Raw genomic sequence first — 19,264 nt, forward strand, 5'->3', positions numbered from 1 at the left:
CTCACCCTCCTGCGGTCGGGGCCAGCACCTCGACGGCGTCGCCGGGGGCCAGCGGGGTCTGCGCCCAGCTGCTGCGCGGGACGACGTCGCCGTTGCGGGCCACGGCGATCCGGTCGTGCCCGCCGGCGCGGGCGGCCACCAGGTCGGCCACGGTGGCGCCGTCGGCCAGCTCAGCCGGATCGCCGTTGACGGTCACCTGCATCCTCGGACCTCCCCTGACGAGCCGACGGCGAAGCGGTCGGCGGTGAACGGCGCGGCCACCTCGGGCAGCGCGCCGGTGGCCAGCAGCTCGGCGATCGCCTCCGCGGTGACCGGGGTGAGCAGCACGCCGTTGCGGTGGTGGCCGGTGGCCAGCACCAGGCCGGGCAGCGGCGACGGCCCGAGCAGCGGCGCGTTGTCCGGCGTGCCCGGGCGCCAGCGGGCCAGCGTCTCGGCGAGCTCCAGCTCCTCGACCTCGGGAACGACCTCGATCGCGTCGCGCAGCAGGTCGTGCACGCCGCCGGCGGTCACCCGGGCGTCGAAACCACGGTCCTCCACGGTGGCGCCGACGATCAGCCGGTCCGCGCCGTAGGGGACGAGGTAGACGTGCCGGCCGCGGACCAGCGCGCGCACCGTGCCCTCGAGCAGCCCGCCCGCGCCGGCCAACCGCAGGATCTGCCCCTTCACCGGTCGTACCGGCAGCGGCGGCACGCTGGGCAGCCCGCCGCTGTGCGCGCCGAGCGCGAGCACCACCCGGTCACCCGGCACCGTCGTCCCGTCCTCGAGCCGCAACCCTCTGGCCCGGCCGCCGGCCACGGCGACGTCGGCCACCCGCCCGCGCGCGACCGCGACGCCCGCGGTCTCTGCGGCGGCCAGCAGCGCGGCGTGCACGGCACGGCCGTCCACGGAGTGGTCGCCCAGGACCAGGAGCCCACCGCGCACCCGGGTGGCCAGCGCCGGCTCCCGGCGGCGGGCCTCGCGCGGGGTCAGCCGCTCGACGGCGAGGCCGAGCTCGCGCTGGAAGGCGTGCAGTGCGTCGAGCTCGCGCACGTCGTCCTCGTCGAAGCCGACCACCAGTGTGCCGGCGGTGCGCAGACCCACCGTCCGGCCGGAGGCCGCCTCCAGCTCCGCGGCGAAGGCGGGCCAGCGCTGCAGCGAGGCCGTGCCCAGCCCCAGCAGCGCCTCCTCGCGGTAGCCCGCCTCGGTCACCGGCGCGAGCATCCCGGCCGCGGCGGCCGAGGCACCGGTTCCCGGGGCGTCGTCGACGACGGTCACCGACAGCCCGCGCAGCGCCGAGCGCCAGGCCACCGCCATTCCGACGAGCCCCCCGCCCGCGACGGCAACGTCGGTCACCGGCGCCGGCCCGCCAGCACCAGCGGCAGCGTCAGGGCGACGGCCACGGCCAGCCCCACCAGCGACGCCGACCAGCCGTTGCCCGCATCGATGCCCAGGTCGGCCTGCCGCGCGCTCCACCACGCCGTCCAGCCCGAGCCCGGACCGGGGAAGTACGTGGGCAGCGTGAGCTGGTAGGCGGCGAAGCCGGCGAGCCACGGCAGCAGGTACAGCGGCCGGGCCGGCGCGGTGTCGGAGGTGTCCCAGCCGCCGCGCGGGGTGAGCCAGTAGGCCACCAGCAGCACGCCGGCGAGCGGCACGAACACCGCGCCGATGAGGAAGAGGAACGGCTCGTAGGCGACCACGTCGAGGCTGAGCGCGAGCAGCGTCGCGACGCCGCCGACGGCCACCGCCAGCACCCGCCGGTCGAGCCGGCCGACGACGTTCTGCGCAGACACCGCGGTCGAATAGACGTTGGCGAAGGCTTCGTCGAGCTCCACGGTGACCAGCACCAGCACCGCCAGCGCGCCGAGCGGCACGGCCAGCAGCGCGTCGATCACGTCGAGCCCGCCGCTGCCGTAGGCGGCCAGCGCCAGCACGCCGAGGGTGAACATGGCGACCGTGGCGAGCCCGTAACCCACGCCCGCGCCCACGCCGGCGGCCCGGGTGCTGCGCGCGTGGCGGGTGTAGTCGGCGGCCAGCGGCAGCCACGAGACCGGCAGCGCGATGACGACGTCGGCCGCCGTCCAGAACGACGTCGCCCCGCCGCCCTCGAGCGGGGGCAGCGGCTCGGCCAGCACCTGCACGAACAGGTAGACCACGGCGGCCAGCGCGGCCCAGACCGCGTAGCGGGCCAGGACGCGGACGACGCCGAGCGGCCGCAGCGCCATCGCGGTCGCGAGCACCCCCGCGGCGAGGACGAACGGCCAGCGGGGTGCATCGAGCACCCGCGACGCGGCCTCGGCGATGATGACGATCTCGAACGTCGCCCAGCCGATGCACTGGACGAGGTTGAACGCGGTCGGCAGCCAGGACGTGCGCCGGCCGAGCAGGCCGCGCAGCAGCACCATCCCCGGTACGCGTTCCCGCGCACCCGCTGCCGCGACCAGCCCCAGCAGGACCGATCCGATGACCGCGCCGACGACGATCGCGGAGAGGGTCACCGACAGCGGCCGGCCCGGCAGCACGACGAAGACGGCCGCCACCGGCAGCAGCAGGCTGACGCCGAGGTTCGCCCAGAGGCCGACCGTGTCCCGGAGGCCGAGCGTGGGTGGTGGCGCCTCGCCGAGGGTGAGGGGTGCATCAGGGGTACGGACGTGGTCCGACGTGCTCATGGTCGCTCCCTACGCCGGCATTACCCGGTCAGGTTCCAGCGGTCGGCGACGTGTCCAGTCGCCCTCTCAGCCCGGTCGATCCGAGCTCCCGCACATGGCATGGTCACCATACGCACGTCGTAGGTTGGCCGGCATGCCGGTTACCGACCTGCTCGCCCGCCACGCCGACGCCTGGCGCGGAGCCACCCGCCATCCCTTCCTCGGCGCCGTCCGGGACGGCACCGTGCCCGCCGCCGCGTTCGACACCTGGCTGGTGCAGGACGCGCACTTCGTCGCCGACCTCCTGCACTTCCAGGCGCGGCTGCTGGCACGCGCCCCACGCGCCGCGCAGCCGGTGCTGGCCGCGGGGTGCGTCGCGCTGGTCGAGGAGCTGGCCTGGTTCGAGGAGCAGGCCGCCGTGCGGGGGCTGGACCTCGGCGGGCCGCGGCTGCCGGCCACCGAGGCCTATGCGCGGCTGTTGGAGCGGTTGGACGGCGCCGACGTCGCGACCGCGCTGACCGCGCTGTGGACGATCGAGCGGACGTACCTGGACGCATGGTCCTCGGCGCTGCCCGGCGCGCCGGCCTACCGCGCGTTCGTCGAGCACTGGACGGTTCCCGGCTTCGCCGCATACGTCGCGCTGCTCCAGGAGGCGGCCGATGCGGCCGTCCACGCGGCGGCCGCCGACGCGGCGGCCGTCGACGCGGTCTTCCTCGAGGTGGTCGACGCGGAGACGGCGTTCTGGCCGACGGCGCTGCCCGCATGACGCTCTCCGCCGCGCTGTGGGCCGGCAGCGCCGACCTCGCGCGGGCCGCCCTGGCGCACCCGTTCGTGACGGGGATCGCCGACGGGTCGCTGCCCCGCGAGCGCTTCGCCGGATACGTCGCCCAGGACGCGTTCTTCCTCGAGGCGTTCGCCCGCGGCTACGCCCTCGGGGTGGCGCACAGCCGCGACCGGGACACGCTGGAGACGTTCGCCGACCTGCTGGCCGGCGTCCGGGACGAGCTGCGGCTGCACGACGGCTACGCCGCCCGGTGGGGCATCGACCTGGCCGACGTGGAGCCCGCGCCGGCGACGCTGGCCTACACCGAGTTCCTGCTGGCCACCGCCGCGCTGGGCGGTGCCGGGCAGACGTGCGCGGCGATGACGCCGTGCATGCGGCTGTACGCGCACCTCGGTCAGGCGCTGGCTCCACGGGCGACCGGGCCCTACCGGGAGTGGGTGGACACCTACGCCGACCCCGGGTTCGACCAGCTCGCCGCGACGCTGGAGGCGCTGCTCGACCGGACCGCCGCGGACACCCCGGAGGTGCGACGGGCGTACCGCCGGGCGATGCGGCTGGAGTTGGACTTCTTCGACGCCGCTGCCCGGGGGTGGGGTACCGTCGCCGCCGAGTGACACGGGGTGTCCGCCGTCGCGCGGGCTGAGACCACACCCGTCGAACCTGACCAGGTCATGCTGGCGAAGGGATGTCACGGCGTGGATGCCGCTGCGTTGACCACCGCCCGATCGGCGCTGACCGGCGCCGCTCCGCTCGTGCACTGCCTGACCAACACCGTGGTGCAGACGCTCACCGCGAACGCGCTGCTGGCCGTGGGTGCGGCGCCGGCCATGGTGGACGAACCGCTGGAGGCCGAGGGCTTCGCGGCCGTGGCCTCGGCGGTGCTGGTGAACCTCGGCACGGTGCACGAGCGCACCGCTGCGGCGATGCGCCTCGCCGCCCGCTCGGCCTCGGGGGCGGGCACCCCCTGGGTGCTCGATCCGGTGGCGGTCGGCGGACTGCCCTTCCGCACCGGCCTGGCCGCCGAGCTGCTCGACTCCCGGCCGGCCGTCGTCCGGGGCAACGCCTCCGAGATCATGGCGCTGGCCGGTGCCGGTGGGGGCGGGCGCGGGGTGGACTCGACGGCGACTCCCGACGACGCGCTGCAGGCCGCCACGGCGCTGGCAGGGCGCACCGGCGGAGTGGTGGCCGTCAGCGGGCAGGTCGACGTGGTCACGGACGGGTCCCGCACCGTGCGGATCGGCGGGGGTTCGGTCCTGCTGACCCGCACCACCGGCGCCGGGTGCGCCCTCGGCGCGCTGGTCGCCGGCTACGTCGCGGTCACCGGCGACCCGCTGACCGGCGCGGTCGCCGCCCACGCGCACGTCGCCCTCGCCGCCGAGGCCGCGGCTGCCGTCGCCGCCGGGCCGGGCACGTTCGCCCCGCTCTGGCTCGACGCGCTCCACGCGGTCACCGACCTCGGCCCCGCGCAGGTGACCGGATGAGGCCGGCCTTCGACCCGACGCTCTACCTGGTCACGGACACGGAGCTGGTCGGAGCGCGGAGCGTGCCCGACGTCGTCCGGGCCGCGGTGGCCGGCGGCGTCACCGCGGTGCAGGTCCGGGACAAGACGGCGTCCCGGCGCGACCTGTACGCCCTCACCCTCGCCGTCCGGGAGGCGCTGGCCGGCACGTCCGGCGTGGCGCTGTTCGTCGATGACGCCGTCGACGTCGCGCTGATGGCCGGGGCCGACGGCGTGCACGTCGGGCAGGACGACCTGCCGCCGGCCGAGGTGCGCGCCCTCATCGGCCCCGACCGGCTGCTCGGCTTCTCGACCGGCGACGAGGCGGAGATGGCCGTCGCGCTGGCCCTGCCGCCGGGCACGGTCGACGTCGTGGGCATCGGCCCGGTGTGGTCGACGCCGACCAAGCCCGACGCGGGAACCGGCATCGGACCCTCCGGTGTGGCCGTGCTGGCGGCCGCCGCCCGCGCCGGCGGGTTGCGCTCGGTGGCGATCGGGGGCATCGACGCCGCCCGGGCGCCCGAGGTGACCGGCGTGGACGGGATCTGCGTGGTCTCCGCGATCTGCGCGGCGGCGGACCCGGAGGCGGCGGCCCGGTCCCTGCGGGCCTCCCTCGCCGTGGCGGGGCCGGCATGACCCCCGTGGCGCTCACCGTGGCCGGCAGCGATCCCAGTGGCGGCGCCGGGATCCAGGCCGACGTCAAGACGTTCAGCGCGCTGGGGGTCTACGGCACCGCCGTCCTCACCGCGCTGACCGCGCAGAACACCCGTGGCGTCACCGGCGTGCACCCCGTGCCGGCGGCGTTCGTGGCCCAGCAGATCGGCACGCTCCTCGACGACGTGACGGTGCACGCCACCAAGACCGGCATGCTCGGCACGGCCGACGTCGTCCACGCCGTGGCCGCCGGACTGGCCGGCCGGGCCGCCGGGCCGGTGGTCGTCGACCCGGTCATGGTCGCCACCAGCGGCGACCGGCTCGTGGACGACGACGCGATCGCCGCCGTGCGCGACGTCCTGCTACCGGTGGCCGACCTGATCACACCCAACGTGCCCGAGGCCGCGGCACTGCTCGACGTACCGCCGGCTGCGACGGCCGACGAGCTGCCCGCCCAGGCGCGCGCGCTGCTGGAGCTCGGCCCGCGGGCGGTGCTGCTCAAGGGCGGGCACCTCGGTGGGGCCGACAGCGTCGACGTCCTGGCCACCCCGGCCGGCGTCCTGACCACCGTGCGGCCGCGGATCTCCACCCGGGCGACGCACGGCACCGGCTGCACGCTGTCGTCGGCGATCGCCGCCCTGCTGGCCCGCCGTCGCGCCGGATCGGTGGACGTCTCCGTCGAGGTGGCCGACTGGGCGCCGGTCGTCGAGGGCGCCCGCGACTACCTGCAGGCCGCGCTGGCCGGGGGTGCGGCGCTGGGCGTCGGTTCGGGGCACGGGCCGGTGCACCACTTCGCCGGCATCTGGGACGCCTAGCGGGTCAGCCGGTCACCAGGCCGAGCAGCAGGTGGCCGTTCAGCCCGATGATCAGCGCCGCGACGACGCAGCCGACGACGGTGGTGACCCGCCGGTTGACCCAGCCGGCCATCAGGTCGCGGCGGCTGGTCAGCCACAGCAGCGGTACCAGGGCGAACGGGATGCCGAACGACAGCACGACCTGGGACCACACCAGCGCCGTCGTCGGGTCGCCGCCCAGCACGAGCACCGCCAGCGCCGGCGCGAGGGTGATCAGCCGGCGGGTGAGCACCGGGATGTGCTTGCGCAGGAACCCGGCCATGACCACCTGGCCGGCGTGCGTGCCGACCGAGGAGGAGGCGAACCCGGAGGCCAGCAGCGCGACGGCGAAGGCGAGCGCCGCGCCGGTGCCCAGCTGGTCGCCGAGCCCGGCGTGCACGCCTTCGAGGGTGTCGGCGCCGCTGCCGCTGGTGAACAGCTGCGCGGCGATGACCAGCATCGCCGCGTTGACCAGCCCGGCCAGGCCCATCGCGAGCAGCACGTCCAGCCGCTGGGCTCGCAGCAGCCGCCGTCGTCCCTGCCGGGTGCGGCCGGCGGTGACGGCGTCGCCGTAGCGGCCGGGGGTGAGCGCGGAGTGCACGTAGATCACGTGCGGCATGACCGTGGCGCCGAGGATCCCGGTGGCCAGCACGACGCTGTCGGCGCCGTCGAACGAGGGCACCATCCCGCCGGCCACTCCGCCCATGTCGACGCCGGCGCCGATCAGCGTGTAGCCGAAGCCGAGGCCGACGACCAGCAGCAGCCCGGTGATGACCCGCTCGAAGGGCCGGTGCCCGCGGGACTGGGCGGCCAGCAGGATGAAGGCGACGGCCGCGGTGATCAGCCCACCGATCGGCAGCGGCACCCCGAACAGCAGGTTCAGGGCCACCGCGCCGCCGACGATCTCGGCCAGGTCGGTGGCGATGGCCACGGCCTCCGCCTGCAGCCAGAGGCCCCAGGTGACCGGCCGGGGAAGGCGCTCCCGGCAGAGGGTGGCCAGGTCGCGGCCGGTGGCCAGCCCGAGCTTCGCCGTCAGCGACTGGATGAGCATCGCCATGAGGTTCGCCGCGACGATGACCCACAGCAGCGTGTACCCGAAGGCCGCACCGCCGGAGAAGTTGGTGGCGAAGTTCCCGGGGTCGACGTAGGCGACGGCGGCGACGAAGGCCGGGCCCAGCATCGACCACAGCCGCCGGCGGCCCGGGGCGGGCGCGTAGGGCCGCGGAGCCGGCCCCAGCGTCGTGGGCAGGACGGCGGCCTCGGTCTTCGACAGGTACACGGCGGCCTCCGGGGCGGGCGGACGGTGGGTGATCGCTCCTTTCCTGCCCGGCGGAGGTGTCACGCCGGGGCCGACCGGTGGCCCCCCGGGGCCAAGGTCAGGCTGGCCTTGCCCGCGCCCCCGCTGCGCGCACGAGGGCGTTGATGCGCCGGGCGTGCGCGCCGCGCCAGTACACCTGCTTGCAGGCGGTGCACCGGGCGAACTCGTCGACGCTGCGCCGCGTGCCCGGCTCGAGCAGCTCGGTGACCTCGGCCTTCGGCACCGGCCGGACGACGCCACCGCAGGCGGGGCACCGGGTCAGCGGCGCCAGGGCGGGCGCGAAGCGGTCGAGGACGTCGGCGAGCTGGGCCTGGGTGCCCGCGCCGCGGACGAGGGCCCCGTGCCGCACGGCCGCGCGCATCAGCAGCCCGCGGTCCTGAGTGAGCAGCACCCGGTCCTCCGCGGCGGCGCGGGCCACGAGGTCGGCGTCCTCCGCCCGGTTCGACCAGGCCGCGTCCAGGCCGAGCAGCCGCAGCCGGCGGGCCAGCGTGCCGAGGCCGACGTCGAGCAGGTAGCCGCCCGGCGGCGCGGCCTGCGGGCGGGCGCGCTCCTCGATCACGAGGGTGCTGCCCGGCCGGGCCCGGGCGGCGGGGGCGGCCGGCTCCCCGTCCAGCCGCAGGGAGCCGACCTCGGTCGGCGGCACGCCCGCCGCGCGCACCAGGTGGCCGAGGGTCGCGTCGGGATCGAACCGCAGTCGCCGGACGCCGACGGCGCGGTCCCGCGCCGGGAGCAGGAACCGCAGCGCGGGTGGCACCGCGACGGTGACGTCCACGGCCATGCCGGGGCCCCTACCCGGCCGGTCCGCCGGGCGACACGTGCGGCCGGCCAGGAGTGGGCCGCGCCGTCCCTGGGCACGGATCAGCCGTTCCCCGTCCGACCGTGGAGGTCCCGTGCCCGACACCGCAGTCCGCCCCCTCGCCCTCGTCACCGGTGCCTCCAGCGGCATCGGGCTCGAGCTGGCCAAGCAGTTCGCCGAGCATGGCTACGACCTGATCGTCGCGGCCGAGGACACCGGGCTGGAGGCGGCGGCCCTGCAGCTGCGCCAGCGCGGCGCCGCCGTCTCCCCGGTGCGTGCCGACCTCGCCCGCCGCGAGGAGGTGGAAAAGCTGGTGGCCGCCGTGCGGGGCGCCGGCCGGCCGCTCGACGCGGCCGCCCTCAACGCCGGCGTGGGCGTCGGCGGCCGCTTCGTCGAGACCGACCTCGAGGCGGAGCTGCGCCTGGTCGCGCTGAACTGCGTCTCGACGATGCACCTGGCCAAGCGGATCGCCCAGGACATGGTGGTCCGCAACGAGGGCCGGATCCTGTTCACCTCGTCGGTCGCGTCCCAGGCGCCGCAGCCCTTCCAGGCGGTCTACGGGGCGTCGAAGGCGTTCGTCCAGTCGCTGGCGCTGGCGCTGCGCGAGGAGCTCGCCGACACCGACGTGACGGTCACGACCATGCTCCCCGGTCCGACCGACACCGAGTTCTTCGACCGCGCCGACCTCACCGACACCAAGCTCGGCGCGTCGGACAAGAAGGACGACCCGGCGCAGGTGGCCGAGCAGGGCTTCGCGGCGCTGATGAAGGGCGAGGCCACGGTGTTCGCCGGCTCCCTGGCCAGCAAGGCCATGGGGCGCATGTCGGCGGTGACCCCCGACACGGCCGCCGCGAAGACGATGAAGCCGATGGCCGCCCCGGGCTCCGCCGAGGGGTGAGCCGTCCGGCACGATCGGGGACGTGACGCCGCCGCAGCCGCCCGGGCCGCTGGAGCGCGTCGAGCTGCCCGTCGGCCCGCTCCTGCTGCGGCCCTGGCGGGAGGACGACGTCGAGGCGGTGTGGACGGCCTTCCAGGACCCCGGCATCCGGCTCTGGAACGGCGGCGGCGTGGCCTCCCGCACCGACGCCCTGGTGCTGCTCGGCCGCCGGATGGACTGGACGTCGGGCGACCACGCGTCGTGGGCGCTGGTGGAGCCGGTGACCGGGGAGCTGCTGGCGTCGGTGTCGCTGCACTCCATCGACCGGCTCCAGGGCGGTGCCGAGGTCGGCTACTGGACGGTGCCCGCCGCCCGGGGCCGGGGTCTCGCCGCCGCGGGGGTCGACGCCGTCTGCCGGTGGGCCTTCCGGGCGCTGCCGATCGACCGCATCGAGCTGTGCCACGCGGTGGAGAACACCGCCTCCGGGCGGGTCGCGAAGAAGGCCGGCTTCGGCTACGAGGGCCGGTTGCGGCGGTCCTTCCGCTACGGCGACGGCGTGAAGCACGACGAGCTGCTGTGGGCCCGGCTGGCCGGTGACCCCGCCCCGGAGGTCGCCGTCCGCGGCTGAGCTCCGGAGCGGGCGGCGTCCTCAGAGCGGAACGGCCAGGCCCTCCGGCGCAGGCCGGGCCAGCGCCTCGGCGACGTCGGGCCGCATCGGCGCCAGCCCCGCCCCGGCCAGGACGACGTCGCGGGTGAAGCCGTGCCAGCGGTGCGCGGAGCGCACCATGCTGTGCCCGCCCGCGACGGTGAACCGCGCCACCCGTGCCCCCGCCTGCTGGGCCCGCACGGCGAACTCTGCCGAGAGCTGCGCGGGCACCCAGCGGTCGCCCCGGCCGTGCAGGATCGCGACCGTGCGGTCCCGCAGGTGCGCCACCGGCTCGCGGGGCGGCGTCCAGGGAGCCAGCGCGCAGACCGCGGTGACGCCGTCGTGCCCGCCGGCGCGCAGCGCCGCCCGGCCACCCATCGAGTGCCCGACGAGGACGACCGGCAGGTCGCCGTGCTCGGCGCGGATCCGGTCGAGGGCCCACCGGACGTCGGCGTAGGCGTCGGCCGCCGCCCCGTTCCAGCCGGCCACCCGGTAGCGCAGCAGGCTGGTGGTGAGCCCCTGGCCGGCGGCGGCCGAGGAGACGAAGTGCTCGATCGCCCGCATCCGCACCAGCGACAGGGCGCGCTCCTTGGGCGGCTCCACGCTGGCCACCGTCCCGCCGTGGCAGAACAGCGCGACCGCGCGGGGCCCGGTGGTCGCCGGCCGGGTCTCGAGGACCGGCCCGGTCACGCCCGGCGGGATCGGCGGGACCGGCGGCCGCCACCCAGGCTCGCCCGGGCGCGGTCGCCGAGGTCCCCGGCCTTGAGCAGGGCGTTGCTGACCGTGGAGGGACCGCGGCGCTGCTCGATCCCCCGCCCGAGACGGCGCAGCGCGCCGGTGGCCAGGGGGACGACGACGGTCAGGATCAGCCACATGCGCAGCCGGCGGGTGAAGAAGAGCCACATGACCCGCACTCTGCCCCGCCGTCGTCCCCGGGAACCGCGGGGTCAGTCGGCCAGCTTGACGATCATCTTCCCGGTGTTCCCGCCGCGGAGGAGGTCGAGGAAGGCGTCGACTGCGTCGTCCAGCCCCTCGCGGACGGTCTCGCGGACGACGAGCTGCCCCGAGGTGAGCAGCGCGCCCACCTTCTCGCTGAACTCCGGGGCCAGATCGGCGTGGTCGCCGACGATGAACCCCCGCAGGCTCAGCTTCTTGGTCACCATCATGAACATGTTGCGCGGCCCGGGTGGCGGCTCGGTGGCGTTGTAGCCCGAGATCGCGCCGCACAGCGCGCCCCGGCCGTGCTCGTTGAACGCGCCGATGGCCGCCTCGAGGTGCTCACCGCCCACATTGTCGAAGAGGACGTCGATGCCGCCGGGCGCCGCCGCCGCGAGCTGCTCCGCGACCGGTCCGTCGTGGTAGTCGAAGGCCGCGGTGAAGCCGAGCTCCCCGGTCAGCCAGCGCACCTTCTCCGGCGTGCCCGCGCTGCCGATGACCGCCGAGGCACCGTGGAGCCGCGCGAACTGGCCGACCAGGCTGCCCACCGCGCCGGCGGCGCCGGAGACGAAGACCGCGTCGCCCTCCCGGAAGGCGGCGAGCCGGAACAGGCCTGCCCAGGCGGTGAGGCCCGGCATGCCGAGGACGCCCAGGTGGTAGCTCGGCGGGATGCCCGGCAGCTCGGGCAGCACCCGGACGTGCGCGGCGTCGAGCACGGCGACGTCGCGCCAGGCTGCGTCGGCGAGGACGAGGGCGCCCTCCGGGACGTCGGGGGAACGGGAGGCGACCACCCGGCCGACCGCGCCGCCCCGCATCGTCTCGCCGATCTCCCAGCGGGCGGCGTAGGACTTGCCGGCGTTCATCCGGCCGCGCATGTACGGGTCGACGCTCATCACGAGCATCCGGACGACGACCTGTCCGTCGGCCGGATCGGGTCGCTCCAGCTCGACCAGGCGGAAGTCGTCGGGGGTCGGCTCGCCGTGCGGCCGGGCCGCCAGCTGCCATTCACGCGTCGCTACGGGCACGACCGCGATCCTGCCCGGTGCAGGTCAGCGCCGCAGACGGCGGTCCGGTCGCGCGCCGTCGGGTTGCGGCCCCGGCCTACGCTCGGGGCATGCTCTTCTCCCGGTTCAAGACGCAGCCGGTCTCGGCCGAGGACGCGCTGCCCGGCCGTCCCGACCCGCTGCCGCACGTGCCCGAGGTGCACGCGATCAACGGCAACCGCATCCAGCCGCCGTTCCCCGACGGCATGCAGACCGCGGTGTTCGGCGCCGGGTGCTTCTGGGGCGTGGAGAAGGTGTTCTGGGAGCTCCCCGGGGTCTACTCGACGGCGGCCGGCTACGCGGGTGGTCACACGCCCAACCCCACCTACGAGGAGGTCTGCTCGGCGCGCACCGGGCACACCGAGGTCGTCCTCGTCGTCTTCGATCCCGCGGTGACCTCCTACGAGCAGCTGCTCAAGGCGTTCTGGGAGGACCACGACCCGACGCAGGGCATGCGCCAGGGCAACGACATCGGCACCCAGTACCGCTCGGCGATCTACTACACCTCGCCCGAGCAGGAGAAGGCCGCGCTGGCCACCCGGGACGCCTACCAGGAGCGGCTCACCGCCGCCGGCTACGGCGAGATCACCACCGAGATCGCGCCGCTGGGGGAGTTCTTCTACGCGGAGGACTACCACCAGCAGTACCTCTACAAGGTGCCCAACGGCTACTGCCCGGTGCACTCGACCGGCGTCTCCTGCCCCGTGGGGCTGCCGAACGTGTGACCCGCCCTCCGGAACAGGAGGCTGTGCACACGGTTCTGCCGACGAGACCGGATGCATGGGTTCGGCGTGCCCGAGGCCTGGGAAAGGCGGCTTCATGGAGATCCTGCGGACGCCCGACGAGCGGTTCACCGGCCTGCCCGACTTCCCGTACGAGCCCCGCTACGTCGAGGTCGACGACGGCGACGGCGGGCGGCTCCGGATCGCCTACCTCGACGAGGGCCCCGCGGACGGCGAGACGGTGCTGCTCCTGCACGGCGAGCCGTCGTGGTCGTTCCTCTACCGCCGGATGATCCCCGTGCTGACGGCGGCGGGCCTGCGCGTCGTCGTTCCTGACCTGGTCGGCTTCGGCCGCTCGGACAAGCCGGTCGACCGCGCGGACTACACCTATGCCCGGCACGTGGAGTGGATGCGACAGGCGCTGCTCGACGAGCTCGACCTGCGCGACATCACGTTCGTCGGCCAGGACTGGGGAGGGTTGATCGGCCTCCGGCTGGTCGCCGAGAACCCCGACCGGTTCGCCCGCGTGGTCGCCGCCAACACCGGCCTGCCGACCGGTGACCAGAAGATGAGCGAGGCGTTCCTGGCCTGGCAGCGGTTCTCCCAGGAGAGCCCGAAGTTTCACATCGGCCGGATCGTCGGCAACGGCACCGTCGCCGGCCTCGCCCCCGAGGTGGTCGCCGCCTACGACGCCCCCTTCCCGGACGACCGGTACACCGCCGGGGCCCGGCAGTTCCCCGCGCTGGTGCCGACGTCGCCCGGCGATCCGGCGGCCGCGGCCAACCGAGCCGCCTGGGAGGTGCTCACCCGCTGGGAGAAGCCCTTCCTGACGGCCTTCTCCGACGGCGACCCGATCACCGGCGGGGGCGAGCGGGTGTTCCAGAAGCTCGTCCCCGGGGCCCGGGGGATGGCACACACGACGCTGCGCGGGGGAGGGCACTTCCTCCAGGAGGACGTCGGCCCCGAGCTCGCCCGGGTCGTCGCCGACCTCGTCGCCGCCACTCCCCGGCCCTGAACGCGGACGTGCCCGTCTCTCCGGCCGAGGTCCTCGGGGCGCTCCGGCGGGAGCCGGACGTCGAGGCCCCCGACCTGGTCGCCGTCGACGCGACCGACCGGCTGCTGCTCGACATCGCGGCCGACCTCGTCGCCGGCTGCGGCGGCGGGGAGGTCGCCGTCGTCGACGACTCCTACGGCGCGCTGGCCCTGGGGCTGGCGGCCCGGCACGGGCTGACCGGCCTGCGGGTGAGCCAGGACCTGCTGGTGGGGGAGCGGGCGCTGGCCGCCAACGCCGAGCGGGTGGGCCTGGCCGGCAGCTTCCGCTCGCTGCCGCTCGGCGAGGAGCTGGCCGCCGGGGCCCGGGTGGTGCTGGTCAAGGCCCCCAAGGCGCTCGACGCGCTGCGGGAGATCGCCGAGGTGGTCGCCGCCTCGGCGGCTCCCGGCGTCACCGTCCTGGTGGGCGGCCGGGTGAAGCACATGACGCACGCGATGAACGACGTCCTCGGCGCGTCGTTCGGCGAGGTGCAGGCGACGCTGGCGCGGCAGAAGTCGCGGGTGCTGGTCGCCCGCGGGCCGCGGCCGCGACCGTCGTCGTTCCCCCGGCAGCAGGTGCACCCCGACCTGGGGTTGACCGTCTGCGCCCACGGCGCCGCGTTCGCCGGCACGAAGATCGACATCGGTACCCGGGCGCTGGTGCGCTCGCTGCCGGAGATGGCCGCCGACGCGCGGACCGCCCTGGACCTCGGCTGCGGAACCGGGGTGCTGGCCACCCTCCTGGCGCGGAGCCGGCCGGAGCTGCGGGTGCTCGCCGTGGACCAGTCCGCGGCGGCGGTCGCCTCCGCGGCGGCGACCGCCGCGGCCAACGGGGTGGCCGACCGCGTGGCAGCCCTCCGGGACGACGCCGCGGCGACGGTGCCCGACCGCAGCGTCGACCTCGTCGTCTGCAATCCGCCCTTCCACGTCGGCGCCGCGGTCGTTCCCACGGCGGCCGACCGGCTGTTCGCGGCCGCGGCGCGGCTGCTCCGGCCCGGAGGTGAGCTCTGGACGGTCTACAACTCCGCGCTGCGCTACCGCCCGGTGCTCGGTCGCGTGGTGGGGCCGACGCGCGTGGCCGGGCAGGACCCCAAGTTCATGGTGACGGTGTCCCGCCGCCGGTGAGGCGGGTGGGGCGGCCGGTGATCGGGGAACGGGACAGGCCCGCGGTCCGGCCGCTCCTCCCGTGCTGCGGCCCACCCGCGCATTGCTCCACGTGGAACATCCGGCGGGGCGCCTCCGCCGCAGGCCGCCCTTCGGAGTGAACGGAGCTCGTTCCGCCGCGCCCCGGCGGCGGCGCGTGCCGGATGATGTCGGAGAATGCTCAACCAGTTGGCCGGGACGGTTCCGGTCCCGGATGGTGCAGGGGTCGGGATGTCTCAGGTGGCGGGCGGCGACGCGGCCGGCGCTGTCGCCGGGACCCGTCCGCGCGGCAGCCACGTGGCGGCGCTGGTCGGCTCCGACGACGACCTCCTCGCCTGCGCCCTGCCGTACCTGGACGAGGGGCTGCGCGACGACGACCTCGTCGTCCTCGCGTGCGCGCCGGACACCGCGACGCTGATCTCCGGGGCGCTGGGTGAGCGCGCGGGGGCGGTCGAGTCCGACGCCCGGCTGCGCCTGCTGGACACCGCCGTGCCCGACGCCGTCGCGGCGACGTGGGAGCTGATGCGGCGGGCGAAGGCGGGCGGTTCCGGCCGGCTGCGCATCGCCGGCCAGCTGGACTTCGGCCCCGAGCCGCGGAACTGGCGGGAGGGCCTGCGCTACGAGGCCGCCATGAACCTCCTCCTGGCGGCCCGCCCGGTCTCGGCGCTGTGCCTCTTCGACCGCCGGGCGCTGCCCGCCGAGGTGCTGGCCGGCGTGCCCGCCACGCACCCCACGCTGCTGGACGGGGTCCACCCCCGCGCCGTCCCCAGCCCCGGGTTCCAGGAGCCGGCCGACTTCGTCCGCCGGCTGCCCCTGCCGCGCGAGCCGGTGGAGGACGCCGCGCCGGACGTCGCGATCGAGGACTCCCCGTCGCTGGCCGTGCTCCGCCGCGAGCTGCGGGGGGTCGTCGAGAGCCGCGTCCCCGACCCCGACCAGGCCGCCGACCTGCACTTCGCGGTCAGCGAGATCGCCTCCAACGCCTTCCGGCACGGCTCGCGACCGGTCTCCGCCCGGGTGTGGGCCACCGCCGACCGGTTGGTGTGCACGATCAGCGACCACGGCGGCGGCTTCGACGTCCCCTTCGCCGGCTTCCGGCCGGCCCACGGGGTGGACCTCGCCAACGGTGGCATGGGCCTGTGGCTGGCCCGCAAGCTCTGGGACCACGTCGACGTGCTGCCGGAGCAGGTGGGGTGCACCGTCCGGCTCAGCACGCGGCTGCGCTGACGCGCGCCGCCCGAGCCGTGTGGGCTGGCCCACTACGGTGAGCGACGTGGAGGACGCCGTCGACCAGATCCTGCGGCAGTGGGCCCGGGAGCGGCCGGACCTGGACTGCTCGCCGATGGGGATCGTCGGGCGCATCACCCAGCTGCAGCGCGAGGTGCACCTGGCGCAGCGGGCCACCTTCGCCCGTCACGGCCTGGACGCGCCGTCCTTCGACGTGCTGGCCGCGCTGCGCCGGGCGGGGGAGCCCTACCAGCTCACGCCCACCGCGCTGATGCGCACCGCCCTGGTCACCTCCGGCGCCATCACCCAGCGGCTGGACCGGCTCGAGGAGAAGGGCCTGATCACCCGCGAGCGGAGCGAGGCCGACGGCCGGGCCGTCGTCGTCACGCTGACCACGGCCGGCCGGGCGGCCCTGGACGCCGCGCTGCCCGACCACCTGGACACCGAGCGGCGGCTGCTCGACGCGCTGCCGTCGGAGGACCGCGAGCAGCTCGCGGCGCTGCTGCGCCGTCTCCTGGTCGGCCTGGGTCGGGTGCCGCAGGAGCCGTAGGGCCCGGGTTCAGAAGGGGACGTTCCCGAGCGGCCGGCGAGCTGTGGCAGCGGCTCGGCACAGAGCTGCTCAGACCGGGGAGAGGTCCTCGGGGCGGAGATCGGGCCGGACCCGGACGAAGCGCAGGGGGTGGCGGAACACCCCGGCCTGCAGAGCGGCGTCGGCGCTCACCTCGACGACGGCGGCCGGCTCGACGCGGGTGAGCGGAACCGACAGCCGCCCGCCGCCGAACCGGCCGGTGCCGATGCGCTCGGGCCAGGGGTGGTCCTCGCCCGCCGGGCGCAGCACCGCCGCCAGCTCCGCCGACTGCGCGGGCGACAGCGGGCTGGTGCGCCCGACGACGACCAGCTCGCCGTCGCGGTAGCGGCCGGCGACCAGCTGGCCTGGCCGCTCCAGGGAGCCGATCACCCCGCCGGCGAGTACCTCGGTGGTCTCCCAGCTCTTCACCTTCAACCACTCGCGGCGGCCAGGGGCGTAGCGGGTGGCCGCGCCCTTCACCACCAGGCCCTCGACGCCGGCGGGCCGGAAGTCGTCGAACCACTGCCGGGCCTGCGCGGGGTCGGCGGTGATCAGGGAGAGCTGCAGCGGCGGCGCCCAGCGGCCGGCCAGCTGCTCGAGGGCGGCCCGGCGGCGGGTGAGGGTGCGGCCGCGCAGGTCCTCCCCGCCGGCGGCCAGGAGGTCGAAGGCGACGTAGGAGGCCGGCGTGGCGGTGGCCTGCGCGGCGATGCGGCCGCTGGAGGCGACCATCCGGCGCTGCAGCAGCCCGAAGTCCAGCCGGTCGCCGTTCCAGATGACGACCTCGCCGTCGACCACCGAGCCCGGGGGCAGCTGGGCGAGGGCGGCCGCCGCGACGTCGGGGAAGCGGTCGGTCAGGTCCCGTCCCTGCTTCGACCACAGCCGGGTGGAGCTCCGGTCGCGCACGATCACCAGCCGGTAGCCGTCCCACTTGGGCTCGTAGCGGCAACCGCCGGCCAGGGCTCCCGGGTGCGGGATCTCCCGGACCGGCTTGGCCAGCTCCACGGCGACCGGACCGGCCAGCTCCGGCGGCAGCGCGGGCAGACCCGGGACGGACAGCGGCACGGCGACCAGCCTGTGGGGTGCCGAGCCGGCTCGCAGCCCCGTGAGCGGCCGGTTCACTCCTTCGTGGCAGGTCGCCACGCTCCGCTGTGACGCCGGTGGGCGGCACGCCCCGGCGGCGGCGTCAACCCGCCGGAGCGCGAGCCGGCAAGTCCTGGTCAGGCACGGTCGAGGAGGAGCAGCGCGAAGGCGGCCAGTGACGGTCCGTCGGTGAACCGGCCGTCCCGGATCATCGCCCGCAGCTCTCGTTCCGGCACGAACGCGGAGACCATGTCTGCCTCGGTCGCCTCGCGCGCGGTGGAGCCGGGCGTCAGGTCCGTGGCCAGCCAGACGTCGAACTCCTGGGTGGACAGGCCCGGTGCCAGGTCGAGGTGGCCGAGGTGGGTCAGGGTGCCGGCCCGCAACCCGGTCTCCTCGGCGAGCTCCGCCCGGGCGAGCTCCTCCGCGGTCCCGTCCACGCCCTGCGACCAGGTGCCCTGCGGGAACTCCCAGGCGCGCCGGCCGAGCGGGTGACGGAACTGCTCCACCAGCCAGAAGCCGTTCCGCTCGGCGGGCAGCACCAGCGCGAAGTGCGGCTTCTCCACGACGCCGTACACCCCGCTGGACCCGTCGGCCCGCTCGACGGTGTCCTCCCGCACCCGGATCCACGGGTTGCGGTAGACCTCCCGACTGCCCGTCGTCCGCATGGTGGCGAGCCTGGCACAGGCGTGGACCATGGACGGTGATGACCGAGCGAAAGCCGCCGGGGGTCTCCTTCGAGACCTGGGTGGACACCCAGATCGCGCGAGCCCGGGAGCGCGGTGACTTCGACCGCCTCGGCGGCGCGGGCAAGCCGATCGCCGACCTGCACCGGGAGATGACCGCCTACGACTGGGCGGTCGCCAAGGCTCGCCGCGAGGGCATCGAGACCGCGGAGATGCTGCCGCCGGGCCTCGCGCTGCGCCGCGAGCGGGACGTGCTGCCCGAACGCGCGGCGCGGCTGGACAGCGAGGTGGCCGTCCGGGCGCTGGCCGAGGACTACAACGCCCGCGTGGAGGCCTTCTGGCGCACACCCCAGCCCAGCCGCTGGGCGCCGGTGCCCGGCCTGGCCGACGTCGAGGCGCTGGTGGCGGGATGGCTGGCGGCCCGCCCGCCGGAGCCGCCGCCGGCACCCCCGGTGGCGGAGGTGGCGCGGCGGCGGCCCTGGTGGCGGCGCCTGCCCCGCCGGACCTGAGCCCGGCTCGGTCGTCGGCCGCGTGCCTGCCACCGGCCGACGGGGTAGGGAACGCGGATCCCAGCCCGAGGAGGTCCCATGACCGAGGTGCCCGGCACCGACCGCGACCAGGCCCGCGAGAACGTGGACGAGCAGACCCCGCTCGTCCCCGACGACGTCGAGCGCGCCGACGACGAGGCCCGCCCGACGGGGGACGAGGGCGTGACCGGGGACGACGCCAAGCCTGCGTCGGGGAGCACCGACCCCGTCACCTAGCCGGCGCGCGGTCGGTCTCCGCTTCCCATGCGAAGCAGAGAC

General features: G+C 75.9%; 24 protein-coding genes and 2 riboswitches. Of the genes, 14 read left to right on the forward strand and 10 right to left on the reverse strand.

All coding sequences use genetic code 11. The features are described 5' to 3' along the window. Position 1: 1 nt before the first annotated feature. From thiS to ACI791_RS16125, 3 genes are all read right to left on the reverse strand, one after another. On the reverse strand, positions 2 to 202 hold the full coding sequence (gene thiS, locus ACI791_RS16115) for a sulfur carrier protein ThiS (protein ID WP_347058795.1): 201 nt from the start codon (positions 200 to 202) through the stop codon (positions 2 to 4). Beyond that, positions 193 to 1,332, reverse strand: coding sequence for a glycine oxidase ThiO (gene thiO, locus ACI791_RS16120; protein ID WP_456586953.1), 1,140 nt, complete (start codon positions 1,330 to 1,332; stop codon positions 193 to 195). Before thiO ends, thiS begins: the two co-directional genes overlap by 10 nt. Next, a complete protein-coding gene (locus ACI791_RS16125) occupies positions 1,329 to 2,645 on the reverse strand; it encodes a purine-cytosine permease family protein (protein WP_456586954.1) in 1,317 nt (438 codons plus the stop codon). The genes thiO and ACI791_RS16125 overlap by 4 nt, the downstream gene beginning before the upstream one ends. Continuing rightward, positions 2,635 to 2,747, reverse strand: a riboswitch (TPP riboswitch). It overlaps the preceding gene by 11 nt. A 31-nt stretch (positions 2,748 to 2,778) precedes the next feature. On the opposite strand from ACI791_RS16125, the gene ACI791_RS16130 reads away from it, so the two are divergent. From ACI791_RS16130 to thiD, 5 genes are all read left to right on the forward strand, one after another. Beyond that, on the forward strand, positions 2,779 to 3,390 hold the full coding sequence (locus ACI791_RS16130) for a thiaminase II/PqqC family protein (protein WP_456586955.1): 612 nt from the start codon (positions 2,779 to 2,781) through the stop codon (positions 3,388 to 3,390). Further along, positions 3,387 to 4,022, forward strand: a complete 636-nt coding sequence (locus ACI791_RS16135; protein WP_456586956.1) for a TenA family protein — start codon at positions 3,387 to 3,389, stop codon at positions 4,020 to 4,022. Before ACI791_RS16130 ends, ACI791_RS16135 begins: the two co-directional genes overlap by 4 nt. Beyond that, positions 4,015 to 4,111: riboswitch (TPP riboswitch) on the forward strand. It overlaps the preceding gene by 8 nt. Positions 4,112 to 4,118: 7 nt before the next feature. After that, on the forward strand, positions 4,119 to 4,889 hold the full coding sequence (gene thiM / locus ACI791_RS16140) for a hydroxyethylthiazole kinase (protein ID WP_456586957.1): 771 nt from the start codon (positions 4,119 to 4,121) through the stop codon (positions 4,887 to 4,889). Beyond that, positions 4,886 to 5,542: a thiamine phosphate synthase gene (gene thiE, locus ACI791_RS16145; RefSeq protein ID WP_456586958.1), complete on the forward strand. Its 657-nt coding sequence runs from the start codon at positions 4,886 to 4,888 to the stop codon at positions 5,540 to 5,542. The genes thiM and thiE overlap by 4 nt, the downstream gene beginning before the upstream one ends. After that, a complete protein-coding gene (gene thiD / locus ACI791_RS16150) occupies positions 5,539 to 6,375 on the forward strand; it encodes a bifunctional hydroxymethylpyrimidine kinase/phosphomethylpyrimidine kinase (RefSeq protein WP_456586959.1) in 837 nt (278 codons plus the stop codon). Before thiE ends, thiD begins: the two co-directional genes overlap by 4 nt. Before the next feature lie 4 nt (positions 6,376 to 6,379). On the opposite strand, the gene ACI791_RS16155 is transcribed toward thiD, so the two are convergent. Both ACI791_RS16155 and ACI791_RS16160 read right to left on the reverse strand, forming a co-directional pair. Then, on the reverse strand, positions 6,380 to 7,672 hold the full coding sequence (locus tag ACI791_RS16155) for an Nramp family divalent metal transporter (protein ID WP_456586960.1): 1,293 nt from the start codon (positions 7,670 to 7,672) through the stop codon (positions 6,380 to 6,382). A gap of 97 nt (positions 7,673 to 7,769) precedes the next feature. Then, on the reverse strand, positions 7,770 to 8,489 hold the full coding sequence (locus tag ACI791_RS16160; protein WP_456586961.1) for a Mut7-C RNAse domain-containing protein: 720 nt from the start codon (positions 8,487 to 8,489) through the stop codon (positions 7,770 to 7,772). 112 nt (positions 8,490 to 8,601) lie between these two features. Between ACI791_RS16160 and ACI791_RS16165 the strand changes: the two genes are divergently transcribed. Both ACI791_RS16165 and ACI791_RS16170 read left to right on the forward strand, forming a co-directional pair. Beyond that, positions 8,602 to 9,405, forward strand: a complete 804-nt coding sequence (locus ACI791_RS16165; RefSeq protein ID WP_456586962.1) for an SDR family NAD(P)-dependent oxidoreductase — start codon at positions 8,602 to 8,604, stop codon at positions 9,403 to 9,405. Between the two features lie 22 nt (positions 9,406 to 9,427). After that, complete coding sequence (locus ACI791_RS16170) at positions 9,428 to 10,012, forward strand: GNAT family N-acetyltransferase (RefSeq protein ID WP_456586963.1); 585 nt, start codon at positions 9,428 to 9,430, stop codon at positions 10,010 to 10,012. A 21-nt stretch (positions 10,013 to 10,033) separates the two neighbouring features. On the opposite strand, the gene ACI791_RS16175 is transcribed toward ACI791_RS16170, so the two are convergent. From ACI791_RS16175 to ACI791_RS16185, 3 genes are read right to left on the reverse strand one after another with little or no spacing between them, the layout of a single operon-like run. Then, on the reverse strand, positions 10,034 to 10,720 hold the full coding sequence (locus ACI791_RS16175; RefSeq protein WP_456586964.1) for an alpha/beta fold hydrolase: 687 nt from the start codon (positions 10,718 to 10,720) through the stop codon (positions 10,034 to 10,036). Then, on the reverse strand, positions 10,717 to 10,935 hold the full coding sequence (locus ACI791_RS16180) for a hypothetical protein (protein ID WP_456586965.1): 219 nt from the start codon (positions 10,933 to 10,935) through the stop codon (positions 10,717 to 10,719). The genes ACI791_RS16175 and ACI791_RS16180 overlap by 4 nt, the downstream gene beginning before the upstream one ends. Before the next feature lie 42 nt (positions 10,936 to 10,977). After that, positions 10,978 to 11,991 carry an NADP-dependent oxidoreductase gene (locus ACI791_RS16185; protein ID WP_456586966.1) on the reverse strand — a complete coding sequence of 338 codons (1,014 nt, stop codon included), beginning with the start codon at positions 11,989 to 11,991 and terminating at the stop codon, positions 10,978 to 10,980. Between the two features lie 89 nt (positions 11,992 to 12,080). On the opposite strand from ACI791_RS16185, the gene msrA reads away from it, so the two are divergent. The 5 genes from msrA to ACI791_RS16210 all read left to right on the forward strand — a co-directional run bounded on the left by msrA (position 12,081) and on the right by ACI791_RS16210 (position 16,677). Then, positions 12,081 to 12,734 (forward strand): peptide-methionine (S)-S-oxide reductase MsrA, encoded by a 654-nt coding sequence (msrA, locus tag ACI791_RS16190; RefSeq protein WP_456586967.1) that lies wholly within the window; start codon positions 12,081 to 12,083, stop codon positions 12,732 to 12,734. Positions 12,735 to 12,828: 94 nt separating this feature from the next. Beyond that, positions 12,829 to 13,746: a haloalkane dehalogenase gene (locus ACI791_RS16195; protein WP_456586968.1), complete on the forward strand. Its 918-nt coding sequence runs from the start codon at positions 12,829 to 12,831 to the stop codon at positions 13,744 to 13,746. An 8-nt stretch (positions 13,747 to 13,754) separates the two neighbouring features. Continuing rightward, the gene (locus ACI791_RS16200; RefSeq protein WP_456586969.1) at positions 13,755 to 14,885 is read left to right on the forward strand and encodes a class I SAM-dependent methyltransferase; all 1,131 of its coding nucleotides are present in this window, start codon (positions 13,755 to 13,757) and stop codon (positions 14,883 to 14,885) included. A gap of 249 nt (positions 14,886 to 15,134) precedes the next feature. Continuing rightward, positions 15,135 to 16,127: an anti-sigma factor RsbA family regulatory protein gene (locus ACI791_RS16205; protein WP_456586970.1), complete on the forward strand. Its 993-nt coding sequence runs from the start codon at positions 15,135 to 15,137 to the stop codon at positions 16,125 to 16,127. Between the two features lie 46 nt (positions 16,128 to 16,173). After that, a complete protein-coding gene (locus ACI791_RS16210) occupies positions 16,174 to 16,677 on the forward strand; it encodes a MarR family winged helix-turn-helix transcriptional regulator (protein WP_456586971.1) in 504 nt (167 codons plus the stop codon). A gap of 69 nt (positions 16,678 to 16,746) precedes the next feature. Here ACI791_RS16210 and ACI791_RS16215 read toward each other — a convergent pair whose 3' ends face one another. Together ACI791_RS16215 and ACI791_RS16220 are read right to left on the reverse strand one after the other, a co-directional pair. Then, entirely contained in the window at positions 16,747 to 17,757 is a 1,011-nt protein-coding gene (locus ACI791_RS16215) for an ATP-dependent DNA ligase (protein WP_456586972.1), read from the reverse strand. A gap of 155 nt (positions 17,758 to 17,912) precedes the next feature. Next, positions 17,913 to 18,440 (reverse strand): NUDIX domain-containing protein, encoded by a 528-nt coding sequence (locus ACI791_RS16220; RefSeq protein ID WP_456586973.1) that lies wholly within the window; start codon positions 18,438 to 18,440, stop codon positions 17,913 to 17,915. A gap of 38 nt (positions 18,441 to 18,478) precedes the next feature. Here ACI791_RS16220 and ACI791_RS16225 point away from each other — a divergent pair, with 38 nt between their 5' ends. Both ACI791_RS16225 and ACI791_RS16230 read left to right on the forward strand, forming a co-directional pair. Continuing rightward, the gene (locus ACI791_RS16225) at positions 18,479 to 18,967 is read left to right on the forward strand and encodes a DnaJ family domain-containing protein (RefSeq protein ID WP_456586974.1); all 489 of its coding nucleotides are present in this window, start codon (positions 18,479 to 18,481) and stop codon (positions 18,965 to 18,967) included. A gap of 78 nt (positions 18,968 to 19,045) precedes the next feature. Further along, the gene (locus tag ACI791_RS16230; RefSeq protein ID WP_456586975.1) at positions 19,046 to 19,222 is read left to right on the forward strand and encodes a hypothetical protein; all 177 of its coding nucleotides are present in this window, start codon (positions 19,046 to 19,048) and stop codon (positions 19,220 to 19,222) included. The last annotated feature ends 42 nt before the right edge of the window (positions 19,223 to 19,264 follow it).

It is taken from the genome of Blastococcus sp. SYSU DS0973, assembly GCF_054051055.1.